Origin of the sequence: Shewanella sp. MTB7 (assembly GCF_027571385.1) — a bacterium.
In the GTDB taxonomy this organism is placed as follows: Bacteria; Pseudomonadota; Gammaproteobacteria; order Enterobacterales; family Shewanellaceae; genus Shewanella.
Genome location: NZ_CP085636.1, coordinates 1,451,006 through 1,472,279, shown reverse-complemented (window position 1 = coordinate 1,472,279; position 21,274 = coordinate 1,451,006). Strand labels below are relative to the sequence as shown.

Below are 21,274 nucleotides of genomic sequence, written 5' to 3'. Positions count from 1 at the left end.
GTGAGAACAAGCTTTTGTCTTTTAGCTAAACAATCCAAATAAAAACGATTCACCACGGAGGACACAGAGACCACGGAGAAAACCTACAACAAAAAACTCCAGCTCTTCTCCGTGCTCTCCGTGAAGCGCAGCACAATAACGTCCCTGTTTAACAGCCAGCTCTACAATCCCTGTATCTCGTTCATAAGCTTATGACTTCGCCATATTCGCCGTGGTGAGGAATTTTTTGTCTTCAACTCTAAAAGCTACCAAACACAAATGAAGATATTTAACGGCATCAACCATAATTATGTCATCCAATAAATGTAATCAACCTTCATTCTAAGGCTATAAAAAAGCCCTCCGTGTGGAGGGCTTCTTCTATGCAAGTATAACTAACTTACACTATATCAAGCTTATCGGCTTAGTAAGTTGCTTCACGCTTTTTAGCTTCAGCATCCCACTTAGGTAGTTCAGTTTTCTTGAACTCAGCCTTGTCAGCATTCATCTTCTTCATATCCATACCCATAGCGGCTTGTGCTTTAGCTTTAGTAGAGATATCAGGGTAAGAAATCGGTTGCTTAACGCCTTTCTTAGCAAGAAGTTGAGCTAACTTAACACGAGCATCCGCTGCTTTATCTACCGCAGTAGCTAGAACACGTAGCGCTTCATCTGGCGCGTGTGATGCAACACCATGAGAGGCGATGGCATAATCCCAACGCCATTGGCCGTGACGGATATCGGTAAGGATCGGCTTCATTTCAGCTTCAGTAGCACCCGCTTCCCACGCTGCAGCAGCTTCGAAGTGAGCTTTAACTAGCTGAACTTCAGCTCTAAGCTGAATCTCTTTAACCTTAGCTTTGCGCTCATTATCAAGGTTAACCATGAACTCTTTGCTCTGCTCATGACAAGAACCACAGGTCTCTTCGAAACGATCGAAGGGGTTACCTACTTTATGATCGGTAAACTTACGACCTTCTGCATTCTTCACCTTAGGCATATGACAGTCTGTACAACTTACGTTGTTCTTACCGTGCATACCTAACTGCCAAGTTTCATAACCTGGGTGCTGCGCTTTCAACATAGGTGTCTTAGACAGTTTGTGAGTCCAATCTGAGAATTCAATGCCGTCGTAATATGCTTCCATATCTTCAACTGTAGTGCCTTTATCCCATGGGAACTTCACAAAACCTTTCTTATCGCCTGCCTTCTCGAAGTAGTACTCGACATGACACTGACCACACACCATAGATTGTTTGTCTTTACGTGATGCTTTATCAAATGGGGTACCAATTGCTTCCATACCACGCTCTGCGAATGGTCGAGAGATACGTAGCTTAGATTTACCCTTCTCGTGACAATCGCTACAACCGATAGTGTTGACTATTTCAGCACCACCTTTGTACCACTTACCAGAAAAATAACCGTCTTCACCTTGCTCTTCGATCATACGAGGTACGTCTGGGCTCTTACAAGACCAACATGCCATCGGCATAGGTCCGTCAGAGTCTTGCTTTGGAGCACCGCTACGCAATGTATTACGCAGATCAGTAACCGCATACATATGGCCACGTGCCTTGTTATAATCTTTAGCAAACCCATAACCTGCCCACAAAACAACGAGGTTAGGATCTTGCTCAAGCGCATCGATAATCTCAACACTTTTAGAAGTATCATGCCAGCTGTTGTATTGCTTAGAAAATTTTTCTTTATATTGCTCATTACGCGGCTCAGTTTCATCGCTCGCCATTACGCTTGAAGCCATCATGCTTGCTGCGACCAATGCACTTAGTGCAAAGGATTTTCTAGATAATATTCTCACCATCTCATCTCCGTGTTACTTTATAGTAATCTTAATAACCGCAATATCTCCAAGGGCAAAGTTATCCCTTTAACTTAATAATGCATATACCACCTATGAGGTATCTAAGGCAAAGTTTGCGGTAGATCAATGTGTGAAGGTGTTATGTGTCACACTTTTGCCATTTTGTTAACCAGATAAAGAATCAACCCATTAAGCCGTTTCAATTTTCAGCTTAATAATTCTAATTTAGTGAGTTTTTATATAATGAAAAACGGTAGTCTAACATCCACCATTTTAGGGTTAATGTTAACGCTAATTTTACTTTCAAGTGGCTTAGCAACCTTTGCCATCATCAACCTGTCCTACAGCTTAGGGGATGCTCGAACCATCAATGCATCAGGGTCTCTGCGAATGCAAAGTTATCGGTTGATGTTTTATGCTAATTCCGGCAGCAATGAAGCTGAGAAGAAAATAGAAGAATTTGAAAACACCTTATATTCCGGAGCATTAAAGCGATCCATTGTCTGGTATAGCCCCAATGCATTAGCAGACCAATATCGACTTGTTATCGAAAAGTGGCAGGTAATGAAACTCTATATTCTGGAGGAAAACTCTCGACGCTATGCAGCCTCATTAAAAGACTTTGTCGCCACCATAGATCTACTGGTACTAGAAATGGAGCAACATGCAGCTTTTAAATTAAAGTTGTTAGCTGCAAGCCAAATTTTTGGCTTAGGTTTAATGCTTTTTATTGCATTTCTCGCAGTTCGTTTTACTAAGAAGAAAGTCGTAATACCATTGAAGAAAATGATGGACTCAGCCAATACCATCTCAAAAGGGAACTTCAATATTCAAATGCCTAAAACTGAGTATGTTGAACTGACCTCATTAAGTCACGCCTTAGAGAGTACGGCTAAAGAACTTTCCGCACTCTACAGTGATCTTGAAGCCCAGGTTGAAGAAAAAACCCTTGCCTTAACTCGGTCTAACAATGAACTCACCTTACTCTATAACAATCTGGTCATACTGCACTCAGGTATTCTAGAAATTACTACACTCAAAAAAGTCTTAAATCAACTGAGTCAGCATGAACCACATACTTTTTTGCGTCTCGTCATCGCTCAAGACCAAGAAGATAAACAAGTCATTGAAACTGATCGCGGTTGGCCTCAGGTACCCACAAATCAGATACATTACCCATTAATATTTGAAAATTACAAACTGGGTTATCTAGAAGTTATTTCTGATGCGCCAAATCACCCACTTTTTGGCAATTTCGCTATCATGATTGCTCGCTCTATCGTCATATTCAATGCTGGAGAACAGAAGCAACAACTTGCTTTAATGGAAGAGCGAGGCGTGATAGCCAGAGAGTTACATGACTCGTTAGGTCAGATCCTATCTTTTTTAAAAATTCAGGTAAATTTGCTTTCTAAAGGATTGGACAGTGCTTGTAGAAGCCCCCAAGTTGAAGGACAAATAGCAGAGATAAATGAAGGAGTTAACACCGCCTATGTGCAATTAAGAGAACTATTGTCAACGTTCAGGCTCACAATGAGTGATCCGAATCTGTGCCATGCACTCGAAGTCATGCTAGAGCAACTTAGGAGCCAATCTAAAATCTCAATCTCAATGGATTATAAGTTACCATTACAACTTCTGGGGGCACATCAGCACATACACGTGTTACAACTGACCCGAGAGGCGACACTTAATGCTATCAAGCATGCACAAGCTAAACACATAAAAATTGTCTGTTATAAAAGCTCAGATACCCATGTAACAATCAGTATCAGTGATGATGGTATCGGAATAGAGAAGATCAGGGAACGAGATCAACACTTTGGAATAGGTATTATGCATGAGCGTGCGAGCCGCTTATCGGGTATAGTGGAGTTTAGCAGCAATGCTAGAGGGGGAACTTCCGTGACACTGACTTTTCCTCCTCAACAAAAACCTGCTTAACAGTATAAAAGAATCAAGTTTAAGACGCTTACACCTCAAGGAGTCGGTACATAACATGGGTAAACCATATTCAGTTCTCGTTGTCGATGATCATCCACTGCTACGTCGTGGGATCTGCCAATTAATTACTTCAGACTCTGACTTTACCCTTTTTGGAGAAGCGGGTAGTGGATTAGATGCATTATCAGCCATAGAAGAAAGTGAACCAGATATCATCTTATTAGACCTCAATATGAAGGGCATGACGGGCTTAGACACTCTCAATGCACTTCGACAAGAAGGAGTCACTTCTCGTATCGTCATATTAACCGTGTCCGATGCTAAGCAAGACGTTATTCGTATCATCCGTGCAGGCGCTGACGGTTATCTATTAAAAGATACTGAACCAGACCTGCTACTGGAAAAGTTAAAAAGTGCCATGCTCGGTCACAGAGTCATCAGCGACGCTGTCGAAGATTACCTCTATGAGCTCAAAGATGCAGTCGATGAAGAAGACTGGCTCAGCAATTTAACCCCAAGAGAGTTACAAATATTAGAGCTGGTTGCTGAAGGCAAGAGTAACCGCATGATCTCCGAGCTGTTACACATCAGCGAAGGAACGGTAAAGGTTCATGTAAAGAATCTACTTAGAAAGGGTCGTGCCAAATCGAGAACCGAAATGGCTGTACGTTATTTGAATCAATAGCCTTGATTCTAAAAATAAGTAAGAAAGCAGTCACTCTCTGCTTTCTTACTTAGATTGGCTTAAGGCTACTCTAGTGGGTTTCATTTAAGAAGGTATGCCAACTATCAAGCGCAGACTGAAAATCCTCTAAACCACAATAAGCTTCTGATTCGCCGTCATAAAGAGACATGGCATATTCAAGTTCAAACTCTTCGCCATTTTCCAGTTCATTGGCAAAAATTCTAGCCTGCTCGGAATCCAACTCTAGAGACAGAGCCTTACCCACCATACGCCAATGCAGCAACTGATTTGACTGCAGTTGAGCCACTACCTGACATATCTCGGCATACTTATCGGTACATTCCCCTAGCTCTTCAACCAACCAAAAACCTAATGCCTCATGGTCCATGCTAAAGCTGGCCATAACCGTGCCCGTTAAGGTATTACGTCGAAATTCATATTCCATAAATTTTAACCCTAAAACATATCTACATTAATTTTAACTCAACGGGAAGTAAGAGGGGTAACTAAAAATGTGCTCTGGTGCTCGCATGTAGGGATAATAAGGATAAAACTTTAATAATATTAGACAAAGTGTTTTTATCCCATAAGTTACATGGATAGAAAATACCAAAATGATGAATAGAACATCATGGGCCCATGGGAGATTGGTATAAATGTTCTGACCTCCAAGGTCTTAAGCGTTCCATACACTTCAAAGACATTTCCCATGTCCCTATGGGTCAGTGAAGGAAATACCAATTAATGTCAGGAACATTAATTGGTATACATAAAACCGATTTTAATCCATCCATGGAAAATCGGCATAAATGTTCCAGACATAAAAAAGGACGCTTAAATAAGCGTCCTTAATTGCTACAAAAACATATTCAAATTATTGAGCTTGTACTTCTGTTGCTGCTTCAGCAGTAGGAGCTGCAGCTTTCTCGATAGAGAGAAGTTCAACTTCAAATACTAAGGTTGAATTTGCAGGAATAGTACCAGTATCATTCTCACCGTAAGCAAGTTCAGCTGGGATCACGAACTTGTACTTGGCACCAACAGGCATTAACTGTACACCTTCAGTCCAACCAGGAATAACACGATTGAGCGGGAACTTAGCTGGCTCACCACGAGCAACTGAGCTATCAAACTCTGTACCGTCAGTTAGAGTACCTACGTAATGAACTTCAACCGTATCTTCTGCCACAGGCATCTCGCCAGTTCCAGGAGTTAAGACTTCATACTGAAGACCAGATTCTGTTGTCACGACGCCTTCTTTAACCTTATTAGCTTCAAGGAAAGCAGCGCTATCTGCTAACGCTTTCTCAGCTAAAGCTGTTGCTTGTGTCTGACGTTTCTCATTTAGTTTCTCATCAAGACTCTGTAGTACCGTCTGCATCTCCTCTTCAGTCAGCTTTAACTCATCGTTTAAGCCATTACTGAATCCTGTGATGATAAGGCTACGATCGACAGGCATGCCAAGCTCTTCCTGCTCTTTGATATGACCAGACATATACTTACCAATTGATGCCCCAACGCTGTATGCTTGTTGCTGTGCCTCTGTTGTCAATTCAACATTAGCAACAGTTTCAGTTGTTTTTTGATCTTGATTACAAGCTGACAGGCCCATTACGGCCAACGCAACCAGTGATATTTTGTAAATTGATTTCATTAAAGCTTCCTCAGCATCTTTTTGTCGTGGCAATAACCTAACTCTATTTAGGCGAACCACTTTATACTAGTTAAATATGATATTCCAATTACATTACTGAAGTTTCATTTTCGGCATCAAATGTACCTCAACTAGGCTACAGACAACAACTTTGGGATCAAGTTCATCAAAAATAGCTTTCGGTTACTTTTTACCGTTTGCTTTACCCGTAAGTCAGTCCCCATATTGCTCAAATTAAAGCAGCCGTTGTATACTCTGTCGCAAACAAGGATCTTAATAAGATCATAAACGGCCAAATCAAAATTTAGCCAGTATCTGTCCATTAGAGGAAAAAATGGAACAATTAGCCCAAAGAGTCGAAGATCTTGAGATGAAACTAGCCTTCCAAGAAAGCACCATCGAAGAACTCGACCAGCAAATGATCAAATTAAACGATCTACTTGCATTTCAACAGCAACAACTGCGTTTACTTATCAGTAAGCTTCAGAGTGTAGAGCCGAGCAATATGGCATCTCAGTCAGAAGAGGCACCACCACCTCATTATTAATTCAACTCACTGACTCAATTTAGCCAACCTAGCAAGGTAATGAGTCAGTGTTTATTCAGCTTTATTGTGTTTAAATCTGATGTTTAGCTTGCGTGTATAATATGAATGTTTAAGGGTATGATGTTCGATACAATCCAAAACATAGGGAAGAGTATGCAGCAAGTAAGTCCAATCGAGACTGTACAATGAAGAAGTGGCTACTCATCCCACTGTTCAGCTTACTGCTTTCCGGCTGCGCATTTAACAGTATTTTCATTAATTATCCCTCTCAAATATCCCCAGTTAAAGCTCAGATCAATACTAATGAGCCAACCAAAGATATTGACGATCTTACCGATAAGATTTCAGGAGCCGATGGCCTACTTTATGCTCAGGAAGCGGGTAGAGTCGCCCAAATAGCCGGGGATTTTGAAGCCAGCAAGTTATTTTACCAAGCTGCGGTATCTGACTATTTAGCCTTTGACGATCAAGCGACCCTCAGTGCCTCCGAGCTCGGCGCCACCGCTAGCAGTTTATTTATCAATGATAATGTGATCCCCTATCGTGGCCCAGGCTACGAACGCATCATGTTGCATCAGTATCAAGCGCTCAATTACCTCTTCAGTGGTGATAAAGAAGGTGCCTTGGTAGAAGTCCGGCGTAGCAACAACTTACAAAGCTCTGAACAAGCCAAATATCAGAAATCTAACGCGTCGGTACAGGCCATTGCCAACGGTACCATAGATGCAGAGGTAAATAAGTTAGGCCAAGCTGCAGGAACGGTAACCAGTTCATTTTTAAACGCCTATAGTTATTACATCACCGGAGTGCTCCACGAGGTATTAGGCGAGCCAAATGATGCCTTTATCGATTATCGTAAAGCAGCACAAATATCTCCTAATAATCCTTATCTACAAAAGGATCTCGTCAGGTTAGCGAAGCAACTTGCTATGCCTCAGGCTGATGAATTTGAAAAGCGTTGGGGTAAGGCTAACTTAGCGAAAAAAGGTCAAGGAGAAGTGATCATGCTAATCGAGCGCGGCTTCGTAGATGAAAAGCAAAGTCTTACCGTTCCTTTTCGTGTAAACGGCAGCTGGCAAACGGCCTCACTGGCGACTTATCCTTTAAACTCTCGCCCAATTCCCAACGGGAAAATAAAAGGACTAGGTAAAACATTAACGGCCTCACCGATAGCCAATATCGACGCTCTGGCCATTACGGCATTAAAAGAAGAACTGCCTGCCGCCTTAGTTCGTCAAGCTGCCAGAGCTTATGCTAAAGCTGAGATGGCAAGGAGAGTTCGTAGCGAATCAAAATCCCGCAACAATGAAACCGATTTTGGCTCAATCGCCATGCAGATATTCAATGTCGTCACAGAGCAGGCAGATCGCCGCAGTTGGTTAACTTTACCCAAGCAAGCTCAAATAGTACGTACTTACCTTAATCAAGGAGAGTATTCAATCCAGCTCGACGGATCTTCTACCGCAGAAATAGAGGTAAAAAGTGGAAGAACTACATTGGTTTGGGTGATCGACACTGGTAATTACACCCGTTTTTATTCAATAATCATATAATCAACGTCTAATGGAATTTATTATGAAACATTTCAAACTTATTTTTCTACTAGCAGCCGCTATCGGACTCGCAGGTTGCCAATCTAAAGTGCAATACGGGGATGCCACTGAAGTGGAAACCGTTAATGAAAACTTTGGTTCTACCGATCTACAAGCTATCACGGCTAAGATGGTTGATAGTATGCTGACTTTCCCTCCTGTGATGGTATTAACGGCTAACGATCGTCCCATTATTTTTGTCGACAAGATCAAAAACAAAACCTCTGAACATATCGATACAGAATCTGTTACCGATTCAATCAGCAATAAGCTACTAAGATCCGGCAAATTTCGCTTTATCGATATGACTAAGGTTGATTCGGTTCGCAAGCAGTTGGATTATCAGAACAATGCAGGCATGGTTGACCCATCAACGGCCATCAGTTTTGGTCGTCAAATTGGCGCTCAGTATATGCTTTATGGCAATCTTTCCAGCATCGTGAAGCAGGACGGTAGCACTAAAGATGTTTACTACAAGATGACCATGCGTTTGATGGATCTGGAAACAGGCTTAATAGAATGGTCTGATGAGAAAGAGATCCGTAAAGTAAAATCTAAGTCGTTTCTAGGTTTATAATACGCCCTTAACGGCTAAAACGTACACAATGCCTTAGCAAAATGCCAATCGATTTTCCGATTGGCATTTATCACTTTAATCTAGCATACAACTGCTTATCTCATCCCCATCGAACGTCATCACACTCAATCTATTATCTTCAAGCAGGCCATAACTTGCCTTATCCTCACCTCTAGGAATCGTCACTGAACCTGGATTAAAGAGGATTATCTCGCCCAGCTTTTCGGCAACCGCTAGATGTGTGTGTCCCGAGGCTATGATGTCTCCAGCGTTAAGGTACGCCGAATTATCGTCGCGATAAAGATGTCCATGAGTAAGAAAGAGTCGCCGACCATCAGGGAGCAATACCCAGTTGTAATCCGCCATCATTGGAAAATTAAGCAGCATCTGATCCACTTCACTGTCGCAATTGCCCCGCACTGCAACGATCTTATCCCCATATGCATTAAGTAGCTCAACCACTTTCAACGGCGCATAGCCTTGAGGGATAGCATTTCTCGGACCATGGTTGAGAATATCGCCTAATAGCAATAAGTGCTGAGCACCGCTCTGTTCGAAGGCAGCCATCATCCTCTGTGCACTCTCGAAACAACCGTGAATATCTGAGGCGAAAAATAGTTTCATAGGGCAGATCTGTGGTAAGAATTGGAGCGGTATAATACGCTTATTTTGCCATAATTACTGTTAACTTTGTCCATGCTAGAAAGATGAATAGCCATAGAGTCTGTTCACTCTTAGGTTGACCTTGCATCAACATTTTTACTACCAGTGGCAGGCCATTTATCGTTAAACAAGCAATAACCGAGTAGAAATTGTCAACAAACTATGTTAAATCGGGTAACCTTAGCCCAAATAACGATAATATAGGAAGTTAGCTTTGGATCTGTTGCGTGTCAGCCTTACCTCTTTTCTCTCTCTGACCATCTTTTTCTGTACAACAGCTTTCGCACAAGCACAGAGCAATGTGGAAAGAAATAAAACAAAGCACCGACAGCAAATCTCTGAACTCAGCTACCAACTAATGCTGTCCATTAGTGAGAAGCCGGAATTTAGCGCAATCAGCAAGATAAAGTTCAATCTTGTAGATAGCCAACGTCCACTCAGCTTAGCGCTTAAGCAGGCACAGGTTCACTCTTTCAATATCAATGGCCATAAGATCTACCCCAATTATGATGGTAAACACTTCCAACTAAACCAACGCTTATTGAATAATGGCAGCAATAGTATTGAAATAAATTACTCTGGCACCTTGGCTGCCCAAAATAGCGGATTGAACCGCGTGGTAGACCCGAGTGACAATCGAGTCTACTTATACTCAGATTTTAATGAAGACAATACGAGTCTACTGCTCCCACAGTTCAAGCAAGCCTCCCTGAAAGCCAGTTACCAGCTGAGTATTAGTGCACCCAAAAGCTGGACCTTAATTACCACCATGAAAGAAACAGAGATCACAGAGAAAGGTGAATTTAATCTCTGGCAATTTCCAGCAAGCCCAAAACTAAGCGCCGAACAACTTCCTCTCTATGCAGGGCCCTTTAAAGTTTGGCAAGACAAGATACAGACCTTCAATCTAAGGCTCATGACTCGACAATCCAACAAAGAAACTATTGATGCTTCTCTGTGGTTTTCTATAATCAAGGATCAGCTGATTGATTTTACCGAACGTTTTGGGACTCCCTACCCTTATCAGAAGTACGATCAGATTATTAGCCCTTATAATAGCTCCACGCCCCACAAGGTCATCGCCAGCGCTGGAATGAGCAGCTTTTATGAAAAAACCATTCCAGCGGGCGAACAAGTAACTGAGACAATAAGACAAAGCTTAATTTCAGGCATCAGCTATGGCGTGGCCTCACAATGGGTAAATAGTCTCACAGACTATTATTGGTCTCAAAATGGAGTGTTAACCAAAGACACTATGCTCGATAGTTTAGTGCTCTACATGACGACACAATCTTTGGCCGCTACCGGTGAATTCCCACAGATTTGGCACCAATTCTATCTGAACAACAAACGCTACGCTTACGCGCAAGATAGTTTACTTACTACATATCAAGATACAGACAAACACACCTTAACAAACTCATACAAGGGCGTCGCGATTCTCAAGCAGTTGGAGTATCAATTTGGCACTGAAAAATTCAAACTGGCACTGACAACGCTACTGCAATCACATGCGCGCAATCCAGTCACGCTAGCAGCCTTTATAACTGAGCTTGAGATAAGCACTAAACGGGATCTTAGTCACTGGGAAGTGAGCCAGTTACAACAAGTAGGTGTAAACAGTATTAAGGTTGACTTTAGGTGCAGTAACAACCGCATAACGGCTTTTAGCCTACTACAATCACCGACTAACAATAAACATACAGAACTACAAAAACTACCAGAACAGAAAGTGACATTAGGTTTATACACTAAGGGCCGATCTCAGCTACATCGCAACCTAGATGTTGTTGTCACCTATTGGGGGGCTAAAACAGATATCAAGCGGCTTATCGGGGTTAGATGTCCAGATCTTGTTTATCCCAACGAGCATGATTGGGGTTATGTAAAAGCCGTACTCGATGAAACATCGGCCAAGACTGCAATGCTTGAGCTCAATAAAGTGCAGGATCCATTGCTTAAGTCCATGTTATGGCAAAGCCTATGGGAGAGTGTCTTAAATGGAGAACTTCCACTGGATCAATATTTAGGTGCCGTATTCATTAACTTGCCCCAAGAACAAGACAGCAGTGTGTTAGTTCAGGTGTTACAAACCCTTATTCAAAGCAAAGTTTATCTGAACCTGATGTATCCCATACACCTAAGTTACACTCGCAGAGCACTTAAAGGGCTAGAACAGATGAGCCTGAGAAAGTCTATGTTCTACCAAGATAAACCAGCGCTTCAACAGATCTGGTTTAATGCTTATATTCAGTTTTCCAGCAGTCACCAAGCACTCGAACATTTAATCCAGTTAATTGAAGGCTCGACTAAAATTAACGGACTAACACTAAACCAAGAGACTCGCTGGAAAATTATCCATCAAATTAACCGTTATGATCATATCAAGAGTAAAGATTTACTGTTGGCCGAAAAGAAAAAAGACAGTTCACAAACGGGTGTAAACGCCTCCATCTCAGCCTCAATTTCTCGACCTGAAACCAATCTAAAAGAACACTGGTTAACTCGGATTCATAGTAATGAACGCTTCGACGATTTAACACTAGATACCGTCATTCCTTACCTCTATCCAAGTGAACAAAAGCAACAGAGTGCGATAACCTCTACACTTAGAATCGATAACTTAGGCGAACTGGATAACCGAAAGCATGCTGCATTTATGCAACGCTATGTAAGTTACTTGATCCCCACTCAATGCGATCGCAGAGGCATTGTTACTCTTGACAAGGCTTTGATTAAATATTCAGCTCAGCTCTCTCAAGAGTCAGATAAACCCACATTATCAAAAGTCACCTATAATGCTCTTCGCAAAGCCCACCAAGAGGAGCTTCGTTGCATAAGAATCAAGGATCGGTTACTTCAGTAACTTAACTAAAACTTAGTCATACTGACCACTAAAATACAGTTGTGACTTGATTCCAACAAGAATGAATATTTAATATCATGATAAGTGGGGACTTTTATTTTTGGCATGGTGTTTGTATTAACATGCTCAGCTTGATACATTTTAATACAGAGCTGATACCATTCAGCAAAATAGTAAACAGGAGTTTAGCTTATGGGACCTTTCGAAATTGCAGCAATCGCTATCATTGGCGCTTTTTCAGTAAGCGCTTATAAAGAATATAACAAACGCAAAGGAAGTGTGGATTCCAGCGACATGGATGAATTAAAAGCTGAACTTGTAAAGCTTCAGGACAGAGTGGCCACGCTGGAAACCATAGTGACAGATAAATCATATCAACTTAACCAGCAAATAAATTCGCTCTAGTCTCTTCAATTACAAACGTAAAAAAGCCAGCATCAAAGCTGGCTCATTTATCACCGCTATCTCATCTAGCAAACTCAATATACCAAAATGATGTTAAACAAAAAGCTCTTTGATATTTTTAAGATCGCCTTTACCTTCGGCAATCTCCTCAGGTGTCAAACCAGAGACTTCATGGGGGAAAACCAACCACTCTTCCGACTCATGAACAAAATAGTCAGGCTTTAACGGCACTGCAGTATTTTTTGGCTTGTAGTAAGGACAAGCGATACGAACATCTTTAGGCATGTTCAAACGCATTAATTCACTTAAGTTTTCCATAAGGGCATGGATACTGCGGCCCGAATCGAACACATCATCGACAATTAGAAGACCATCACTAGCGTTGGCATTTTCAACAATATAGTGCAGACCGTGGACTTTGATTTGCTTACTCTGTTTGTCTGTGCCTATACCGTAGTAGGAGGAAGTACGAACTGCGATATGATCAGTTTCTACTTTCTTAAAATCGAAATATTCCTGAACTGCGATACCTATAGGTGCACCACCGCGCCAAATGCCGACGATAAATTGAGGACGAAAACCGCTCTCATATACTTGCGCTGCCAAGCGAAATGAATCTTCAAGTAACCCCTGAGCAGTGATAAATTGTTTATCTGACATCTGACCATCCCATCTTGTTATTGGTATATATAGTAGGGGCCGCTATCCAAAAGATGGAAATAGACGCTCCTCTCTTTAATAGAGTACGGATAATTAGTACCTACCAGATTTTGGAGCAAAATTTTAAACTAAAAAACAATTTTATGCTCTATTTAAAGTTGAATCTTGAAACTTTGCGCATATTTTATTTTATCAGAATATTAAAAAGCCACCTTAGCTATCAGCTAAGGTGGCTTTATCATCTAAAGTAGGACGTTAACCTGCTGGGAGTATTGTTGTCGAGCCAAGCTGAGTAACCGCACTGTAACGCTTATCCATATTCTCACTAAACTCTGTCGATGAAATGGTATCGACAAAATGCCAATCACTGCGTACTTGCTCAGCAGTAAATGTCAGCACCATAAAACCGCGATCACGCAAATTGGTATATTTAAGACCCGCTACCATTTGAGCCACCCCAGCCTCAGTGGCCGTTTGCTGATCTTCCGGGATCCCTAAGTAAAATTCGAGACCAGGAGAAGATACTGAACTAGTAGCAAACTCGACACCGACAGCATCCCCCGCCGCATCGCTAAGCTCATTTGCCCACGCATTATGAGTGTCACCAGCAATGACAACCAAGTTACAGCCCTTTGATTTTGCAGTCCCTAAGATAACTTCTCTCTCATAGGCATATCCATCCCAAGCATCCAAGTTGTAAGGGATACTAGGCATCTGCAATAGGGCCATCACCTCTGGTGTTAACTTATGCTGGTTACCGATAAGAAAACTGTATTCGCTCGCGGTCAAAGTCGGATCATTTGCTTGAGCACGAGCTGCAAGCTGAGCGATTGCACCTAACTCAGCAAACTGGGCAATACTCAACTGTTGCGTCGCAATTGCTGCCGGCAATAGCATTCTTCCCATTAATACTTGCTGACCTAGCACTTGCCATTTGCCAGTCGCGGTTAGCAGAGTCTGCTGCAACCACTGTAGCTGATCTTGGCCTAGCATAGTGCGATCACTGCTGGTAACGTCGGCCATAAACTTTGCACTGTCGATAGCTTGAGTTGCTGGGTCGATATAATCAACATAATCCAGAGGCTTATCACGGGCCAATACTCGTGTATCCATCATATGCAGATCGACAAGGTCACCGAAACTAAAAGAGCGGTAGATCTCCTCATGGTTTCCTTCGCGCCACGGACGGATAGGCAACCACTCGAAATAGGCTTGTAGGGCACCAGCCTTTCTGGTGTCAAAATCCCCTTCACCTTCGTTATGGTTTTCAGCTCCCTCAGACCAGGTATCATTCGCGACTTCGTGGTCATCCCATACGGTAATGAATGGCACTTTAGCATGCAGCTTTTGTAAACTGGCATCACCGCGATACTGTCCATATCGGGTACGGTAATCACCTAATGTGAACAGCTCGCCTACTGGCAATACTTCACGGTCAAACTCAGCGGCATTTTCACTAGCGTACTCTCCACGCGCATACTCATAGATATAATCCCCGAGGTGTACCACAGCATCGAGCTCCTCCTGCTGAGCCGCAAGCTCATAGACATTAAAATAGCCCGCAGGGAAATTTGCGCATGACATCACAGCTAGCTTTACTGAATCCACAACACCCTCAGGTAGAGTACGCGTCACCCCAACTTCTGAGATATTTTCCCCCGATGTAAAGCGATAATAATAAACCGTACCTGAAGTTAGCCCTATGGCATCAACCTTTACGGTATAATCACGATCTGCTGTGGTGATCATTTCACCATTGGTCACCAGATCAGTAAAACCTGAATCTGTCGCAACTTCCCAACTAACCTTAACCTCACCTTCGCTGCTTGGCGTGGCTCGCGTCCATAAAATCACGGCACTATGACTAGGGTCGCCACTGGCAATACCATGAATAAAGCTAGCTTGATTTGCATTATTATCTTCATCATCACTGCTACTACAGCCCATCAAGCCATAAGAAACAACTGCTGCACCTACACCTTTAGCCGATATGGCTAAAAAATCACGACGTGTAAAAGACCGATTCATTATTATTATCCCTTTATATTTGTCATCTCATAGTGGTAAGAGGTCTAACGAGTATTTATTTAGTAACACCACTATGACATTCGTGCGACAAAAATCCACAGGTTTGATCTATTTACAGTAATGGAAGCCTTTTAGTTGGTATAATAGAATTGGTAAGTCAATGCATTAAAAGGAGTTGTTCGATGAAAGTCAGTAATATAATGAGTACTCAGCTCGTATGTATTAGTCATGAAGCCAGCTTAAAAGATGCTCACGACCTAATGAAGAACCGTGGCGTACGCCATCTGCCAGTGATTTCAGAATCTAACGGGACCTTAGTGGGAATATTGACCCATAAGAAAATGATCAGCACTGTCATGTCGATAATCTATAAATATGGGGCTGATGCGCTAGAGAAAAAAGAGCGTCATCAAGGGATCCAAACATTAATGGAATCAGACTTCCAACGACTGAATAAAGATGAGCCTCTTACCATCGTCGCTGAATACTTCATCGACAACAAACTTGGTTGTCTGCCCGTTGTCGATGCTAAAGGTAAGATAGAGGGCATCGTGACTTCATCAGACTTTGTAAAGCTGTGCGCTGAGCTACTTAAAAGCCAATGAATCCCCACTAAGTCCTCACTTTCAAGTGACTTGAATATGAATCTTTGAAATAAAAAAAGCTAGGAGCTACCGCCCCTAGCTTACATTCATTCAAATATTACCTCGTCACTCTACACGCTTGGACAAATCGTTTCAGCAATACTATTTATCACAATATCTTCGACAGGAACATCGCTGAAATTGTTACCGTTGGGATCTTTAGTATCATCTGTATCTACAATGTCAATCTGATCGATCACATCTTCCAAGCCCTCAATCACCTTACCAAAGACCGCATAACCAACACCATCTGATGCGTGCTCTTTATCTAAGAAGTCATTATCCACTGAGTTGATAAAAAACTGTGAGGTCGCTGAATTGGCTGCACTCGTACGAGCCATCGCTAGAGTACCCCGGGTATTACTAATGCCCACATTCGATTCATTGACGATAGGATCACGACCTGTTTTATAAACTAAACCCGGAGTAAACCCACCTGTTTGCGCCATAAACTGAGAAATCACGCGATGGAATATCATACCATCGTAGAAACCCTCATCTACATATTGCTTAAAGTTTTGACCAGTTATCGGCGTGTTAGTCAGATCGACAGCCAGTTTAACCGTTCCCATGCTAGTGTCCATCAGGTAACAAACATCGGCAGCAAGATCAGGAACTGGAGTGGGGGTTGGAGGACTTGTATCCGCAGAATCGCTGCCACCACCACAGGCAACTAAGGTAGAGCCCATGACTAAACTTAATAGTAACTTCTTCATTGTTATTTTATTTCCTATTGAGCATCTGCTTCCAAATCCTTGGGGAAGCGTTGACACTATGACAGTCAAAGGTTGATAGGATGTTATATTTAAGTGCGCGCATACACAATGCTAGATACAAAGTGTTACTGAAGAAGTTAACGTGGATATGAACTTAGATTAGCAAATTCCCAACCACACGACCAATACTCACCTAGTGAGATTATTGCGCCGAGAGTTGGGAATTAGAAATGAATAACAGCTGTTTAGCTTGCCAATGAGCACTCGCTTACTTGCCTCGTACTTTCTGAATCCCAGAAATAAAAGCCAACGCAAGGGCACCAGCAATAACCCCAAATAAAGTGTTAAGCAAGCTTGGTGTGATATAAGCAAATGTAGGCCCAACAACAGCCAATTCACCAACCAAAATAGCAATATGTGCAAACAACTCACTCACCACATGCAGCCCATGGGTTAAGATACCCCCACCGACCATAAACATCGCAATGGTTCCCACCACTGTCAGTCCTTTCATCAGATATGGGGCAGCATTGACTAACCCACCACCAAACCAACGGCCAAATCGCGTAAAGACACCTTTCCCCTCTTTCCTATTCAGATAAAGACCCAAATCGTCCAGCTTCACAATCCCTGCAACTAAGCCATAAACACCTATGGTCATCAACAATGCAATCGCCGACAAAGTCAGTACTTGAGTTAAAAAACTCGCCTCGACCACCACACCTAAACTAATAGCAATAATCTCAGCTGATAAAACAAAATCGGTACGAATTGCTCCCTTTATTTTCACCTTTTCATAAGCAACTAAATCATCAACAACAGGAATGGCTTCATCCTCTTGCTTTCCCTGCTGAGCCCGTTTATGGCTATAGGTGTGATGGAGCTTCTCAAATCCCTCATAGCAAAGAAACAGGCCACCAAACATCAAAAGCGGTGTTATAGCTTGTGGAATAAAAGCACTAATGAGCAATGCCGCAGGAACTAAAATACATTTATTCTTCAACGACCCTAAGGCAACCGCCCAGACCACAGGCAACTCTCTATCAGCACTAACGCCAGAGACCTGTTGTGCATTTAGCGCTAAATCATCACCTAATACGCCTGCCGTCTTCTTCGCAGCCACTTTACTCATTAAAGCCACATCATCTAAGATTGCTGCGATATCATCTAACAAGGTCAGTAAGCTCGCTCCTGCCATAATAACTCCCTTAGGTCTATTGACTCTTTCAAACACTAAATGAGAAAGAGAAGATAAATACAGATAGCAACAAGTTACTCCTGAGCATCAAATTAATCCACTTAGGTTTTTCTCAAAAGGTAAAACAAACTCATAGGATAAAATGTCGTAACGTAGCTGATAGTACTCATAGGTAAAAATGGCAGCCCAAAGCTGACAGCTATCCTAGTGTAAGCGTATAATAGAAACAGAATTTCATAAAATACTCCTTACAGGATGCCAGTATGACACAAGATGAGATGAAAAAAGCCGCCGGTTGGGCTGCACTAGAATATGTAGAAAGAGACAGTATCGTAGGTGTTGGCACAGGTTCTACTGTCAATCACTTTATTGATGCCTTAGCAACAATCAAAGCTGATATAGAGGGAGCTGTATCCAGCTCAGAAGCATCAACACAGAAAATGAAAGCCCTTGGGATCCCGGTATATGATCTTAATTCTGTCGACGAACTTTCAGTGTATGTCGATGGCGCCGATGAGATCAATGAGCATATGGACATGATCAAAGGTGGCGGTGCTGCATTAACTCGTGAAAAAATTGTCGCAGCCGTTGCAGGAAAATTTATCTGCATCGTCGATAACACCAAACAAGTTGATATTTTGGGTGAATTCCCACTTCCTGTTGAAGTTATCCCTATGGCACGCTCATATGTCGCTCGCCAACTAGTAAAACTCGGGGGGGACCCTGTGTACCGCGAAGGCGTGATTACCGATAACGGCAACATTATTATTGATGTGTACAACATGAAAATAATGAAACCAAAAGAACTTGAAGATCAGATCAACAAAATTGTGGGCGTGGTGACAAATGGTTTATTCGCTAATCGCGGAGCAGACGTCTTATTAATCGGGACACCTGATGGAGTTAAAACGGTTAAATAAACCGTTATCTAATATCAGTCAATTTAATAACTTTGCTATCTAGCTTGAAATCATAAAGCCACTCTTACTTATAAGGTGGCTTTAATCTCATAAAATTAAACTGTGCTATTGAAGGTCATATCTTCTTTGTCGTTTATCGTTAACAAAATTAATCATTAACATTTCTTTCCTCACTGTTTGGGGAAAGCTCAAACATCTTATTCAGATTAAAACGTCTGCAACATCTCTGAAAGTGAGCAATGGGAAATAGGATATTTAGCATTGAATTTATTGGTATATTTACTCTTTTATAGGTTCGATAGGAAGAGTGTTTATTGAATGAAGCTCTTCACTTTCTTCTATCGATTCGGATTGATCGTCACTGATCCCGCTGGGGAAAACAATGATAAATTTCACCCCTTTCTCTCTATTTTTATACTCAACATCAATGTTCCCACCTAGCCCCTCTGTTATCAAGTTATGCACGATAGAGAGTCCCAGTCCACTGCCTCCTGTCATTTTGGCCGTAGTATAAAAAGGATCAAAACATTTCTTCATTGTCTCCTCATTCATACCATGCCCGTCGTCCTCAACGGAGAAAAAAACATTATTGGAGATCTCTCCAACCTCTATATTAATGGTACCAGCAGTTCGCTGACTAAAAGCATGGCGAACGGCATTGAGAACCAGGTTACTGACTATCTGCCATATGTTATTTGGCGTAACGTGAACATAAATTGAGCCTGTACCTTTAACCTTCAATTGATGCTTACCCATCTTCAATTCATGTTTAAGGCTAATCATGGATTCCTCAATAAATGAGGTCAATTCAAAGGTGACTCTATCATCGACATGCTGACCGACAGCCACTTGTTTAAAGCTTCGAATAAGATCGCTTGCTCTTGTTAAGTTGTTAGTGATTAATGATTCAGCGACTTTACTGACTTCAAAATAATTTTCTATTCCTTCATGTTCAAGGCACTCATTATTATAGTCATTCTCAAGCTTTGCCATCTCCTCCTTCATAGTAGAGATAGCAGTAACACAGACCCCTATTGGAGTATTCACTTCATGAGCTACACCCGCAACTAAGGTGCCTAATGCCGCCATTTGTTCAGACTGAATTAAGGTCTCTTGAGCAAGATCCAATTTGTTCAATGCGGCTTCAGCTGTTCGCTTTGATTTTTCTGCTTTTTGCCTCAAAATAGCAAGTGCTGCAACCTGTTTTTCAATTGCCGTAAATACTCTACGGATTAAGATGAGAAAAATAAATGTGCCAATCAAGCTCAATGCCAACACCCAGGTCCATGTCGCAGTTAGCTCATCTCCCGAACGTTGATCCATCAACTTTTGCCGAGTTTGTTCCAGTAAGACAAAGCTGGCTAACTCCTGCTCGATATCCAGTACTAAAGCTTCTAATTCCTCTTTAAACTCTTGTTTTTCCAATTGCATCGACAAAAAATCTTGCCGAAGAGTATAAAAACCACCTTGGCTAACATTAATAGTTTGGTGTTTTTCATCTATCACATAGTCTTGACCAAATAGAGAAACCCTGAGTGCTTCAAGTTCAGCAACGCCGTTAATATCACTGGTAGTAAAGGCCTTTTCAATATCTTGTTGTAAACGCTCTAATCCGGGTTTTAATTTGTTGTCTTTAATATCCGTTAGCTGATCATATTGATTTACCCCATCAAGGACTTCGACTAACTGCTGGATACCCGCGATCTCAACTTGAAGGTTATCCCGCCCCCCTCTAAGCTTTTTCAGGTAAATATCGACAATCTCTTTAGCAAGTAAATTGACGGTTTCGCCTTTCGCCTTTTGATACTGTCTAATTTGAAGAGAAGCGCGAATACGTTCGCGACCAGCAGAGTCATTAATTAAGGCATAAAGTTCCAGTAAACGATCGCGGACCATATTTAGTGATATTTTTTCTCTAATATCCAAATTTAAAACTTCATGTCGACCACGCCACAATTGCATTTTAATCAGTAAACGACTGAACTCCTGTCCCCGATTTTTTAGTGATTGCCAACGGGCTAGAAGAAGTTGATTTTCTGTGTCAGTGAGAGATACATCAGCATTAATAAGGAACTCAATACTGCGCTCAAGATTTATGATCGACAAGGTGCCGCCCTCTTCATCTACCGGTTCATCGATATTGAGCAGCTTAACCAACGCCAACCTTCCCTTACCAAGTTCAAAACGAACCATTGATTCATGTTCAGCAAACCTAATCGTCTCCCCCGACAACTGAGTTAACTGATCACGTTGATTTTTGATCCCCCATCCCATGGACAGATTGACGCAAATGGAGGTGACAATTGTCAGACCAATTATGGCCCAGAGCATTTTGACTACACGCTTTGCTTCTGTCGGTGGCTTTATCATA

Annotated in this window: 18 protein-coding genes; 9 read left to right on the top strand and 9 right to left on the bottom strand. The window is 41.9% G+C overall.

All coding sequences use genetic code 11. The features are described 5' to 3' along the window. Positions 1–403: 403 nt before the first annotated feature. On the bottom strand, positions 404–1,804 hold the full coding sequence (gene nrfA / locus HWQ47_RS06060) for an ammonia-forming nitrite reductase cytochrome c552 subunit (protein WP_269970279.1): 1,401 nt from the start codon (positions 1,802–1,804) through the stop codon (positions 404–406). Positions 1,805–2,047: 243 nt separating this feature from the next. Here nrfA and narQ point away from each other — a divergent pair, with 243 nt between their 5' ends. After that, positions 2,048–3,748 (top strand): nitrate/nitrite two-component system sensor histidine kinase NarQ, encoded by a 1,701-nt coding sequence (gene narQ, locus HWQ47_RS06055; RefSeq protein ID WP_269970278.1) that lies wholly within the window; start codon positions 2,048–2,050, stop codon positions 3,746–3,748. Positions 3,749–3,803: 55 nt separating this feature from the next. Further along, a complete protein-coding gene (locus HWQ47_RS06050) occupies positions 3,804–4,433 on the top strand; it encodes a response regulator (RefSeq protein WP_269970277.1) in 630 nt (209 codons plus the stop codon). Positions 4,434–4,503: 70 nt separating this feature from the next. Here HWQ47_RS06050 and HWQ47_RS06045 read toward each other — a convergent pair whose 3' ends face one another. Then, positions 4,504–4,878, bottom strand: a complete 375-nt coding sequence (locus HWQ47_RS06045; protein ID WP_269970276.1) for a YacL family protein — start codon at positions 4,876–4,878, stop codon at positions 4,504–4,506. 429 nt (positions 4,879–5,307) lie between these two features. After that, positions 5,308–6,087, bottom strand: a complete 780-nt coding sequence (gene fkpA, locus HWQ47_RS06040; protein WP_269970275.1) for an FKBP-type peptidyl-prolyl cis-trans isomerase — start codon at positions 6,085–6,087, stop codon at positions 5,308–5,310. Between the two features lie 334 nt (positions 6,088–6,421). On the opposite strand from fkpA, the gene HWQ47_RS06035 reads away from it, so the two are divergent. The 3 genes from HWQ47_RS06035 to lpoB all read left to right on the top strand — a co-directional run bounded on the left by HWQ47_RS06035 (position 6,422) and on the right by lpoB (position 8,803). Then, entirely contained in the window at positions 6,422–6,634 is a 213-nt protein-coding gene (locus HWQ47_RS06035; protein ID WP_269970274.1) for a SlyX family protein, read from the top strand. Positions 6,635–6,819: 185 nt separating this feature from the next. Next, on the top strand, positions 6,820–8,187 hold the full coding sequence (locus HWQ47_RS06030) for a COG3014 family protein (protein WP_269970273.1): 1,368 nt from the start codon (positions 6,820–6,822) through the stop codon (positions 8,185–8,187). 22 nt (positions 8,188–8,209) lie between these two features. Further along, positions 8,210–8,803 (top strand): penicillin-binding protein activator LpoB, encoded by a 594-nt coding sequence (gene lpoB / locus HWQ47_RS06025; RefSeq protein WP_269970272.1) that lies wholly within the window; start codon positions 8,210–8,212, stop codon positions 8,801–8,803. Between the two features lie 75 nt (positions 8,804–8,878). On the opposite strand, the gene yfcE is transcribed toward lpoB, so the two are convergent. Continuing rightward, positions 8,879–9,427 (bottom strand): phosphodiesterase, encoded by a 549-nt coding sequence (gene yfcE / locus HWQ47_RS06020; RefSeq protein WP_269970271.1) that lies wholly within the window; start codon positions 9,425–9,427, stop codon positions 8,879–8,881. A 340-nt stretch (positions 9,428–9,767) separates the two neighbouring features. Between yfcE and HWQ47_RS06015 the strand changes: the two genes are divergently transcribed. Next, complete coding sequence (locus HWQ47_RS06015; RefSeq protein ID WP_269970270.1) at positions 9,768–12,332, top strand: ERAP1-like C-terminal domain-containing protein; 2,565 nt, start codon at positions 9,768–9,770, stop codon at positions 12,330–12,332. Positions 12,333–12,524: 192 nt separating this feature from the next. After that, a complete protein-coding gene (locus HWQ47_RS06010; RefSeq protein WP_269970269.1) occupies positions 12,525–12,737 on the top strand; it encodes a hypothetical protein in 213 nt (70 codons plus the stop codon). A gap of 93 nt (positions 12,738–12,830) precedes the next feature. Here HWQ47_RS06010 and HWQ47_RS06005 read toward each other — a convergent pair whose 3' ends face one another. Together HWQ47_RS06005 and HWQ47_RS06000 are read right to left on the bottom strand one after the other, a co-directional pair. Further along, positions 12,831–13,397, bottom strand: a complete 567-nt coding sequence (locus tag HWQ47_RS06005; protein WP_269970268.1) for a phosphoribosyltransferase — start codon at positions 13,395–13,397, stop codon at positions 12,831–12,833. 255 nt (positions 13,398–13,652) lie between these two features. Beyond that, complete coding sequence (locus HWQ47_RS06000; protein WP_269970267.1) at positions 13,653–15,425, bottom strand: alkaline phosphatase D family protein; 1,773 nt, start codon at positions 15,423–15,425, stop codon at positions 13,653–13,655. A gap of 182 nt (positions 15,426–15,607) precedes the next feature. Between HWQ47_RS06000 and HWQ47_RS05995 the strand changes: the two genes are divergently transcribed. Continuing rightward, positions 15,608–16,030 (top strand): CBS domain-containing protein, encoded by a 423-nt coding sequence (locus tag HWQ47_RS05995; protein WP_269970266.1) that lies wholly within the window; start codon positions 15,608–15,610, stop codon positions 16,028–16,030. Positions 16,031–16,140: 110 nt separating this feature from the next. On the opposite strand, the gene HWQ47_RS05990 is transcribed toward HWQ47_RS05995, so the two are convergent. After that, entirely contained in the window at positions 16,141–16,785 is a 645-nt protein-coding gene (locus HWQ47_RS05990) for a peptidylprolyl isomerase (RefSeq protein ID WP_269970265.1), read from the bottom strand. 268 nt (positions 16,786–17,053) lie between these two features. Further along, positions 17,054–17,983, bottom strand: coding sequence for a DUF808 domain-containing protein (locus HWQ47_RS05985; protein ID WP_269970264.1), 930 nt, complete (start codon positions 17,981–17,983; stop codon positions 17,054–17,056). Between the two features lie 263 nt (positions 17,984–18,246). Here HWQ47_RS05985 and rpiA point away from each other — a divergent pair, with 263 nt between their 5' ends. Next, positions 18,247–18,903 carry a ribose-5-phosphate isomerase RpiA gene (rpiA, locus tag HWQ47_RS05980; protein ID WP_269970263.1) on the top strand — a complete coding sequence of 219 codons (657 nt, stop codon included), beginning with the start codon at positions 18,247–18,249 and terminating at the stop codon, positions 18,901–18,903. 279 nt (positions 18,904–19,182) lie between these two features. Here the strand turns inward: rpiA and HWQ47_RS05975 are convergent, their stop codons facing one another. Then, positions 19,183–21,273, bottom strand: coding sequence for a sensor histidine kinase (locus HWQ47_RS05975; RefSeq protein ID WP_269970262.1), 2,091 nt, complete (start codon positions 21,271–21,273; stop codon positions 19,183–19,185). Position 21,274: the final 1 nt, after the last annotated feature.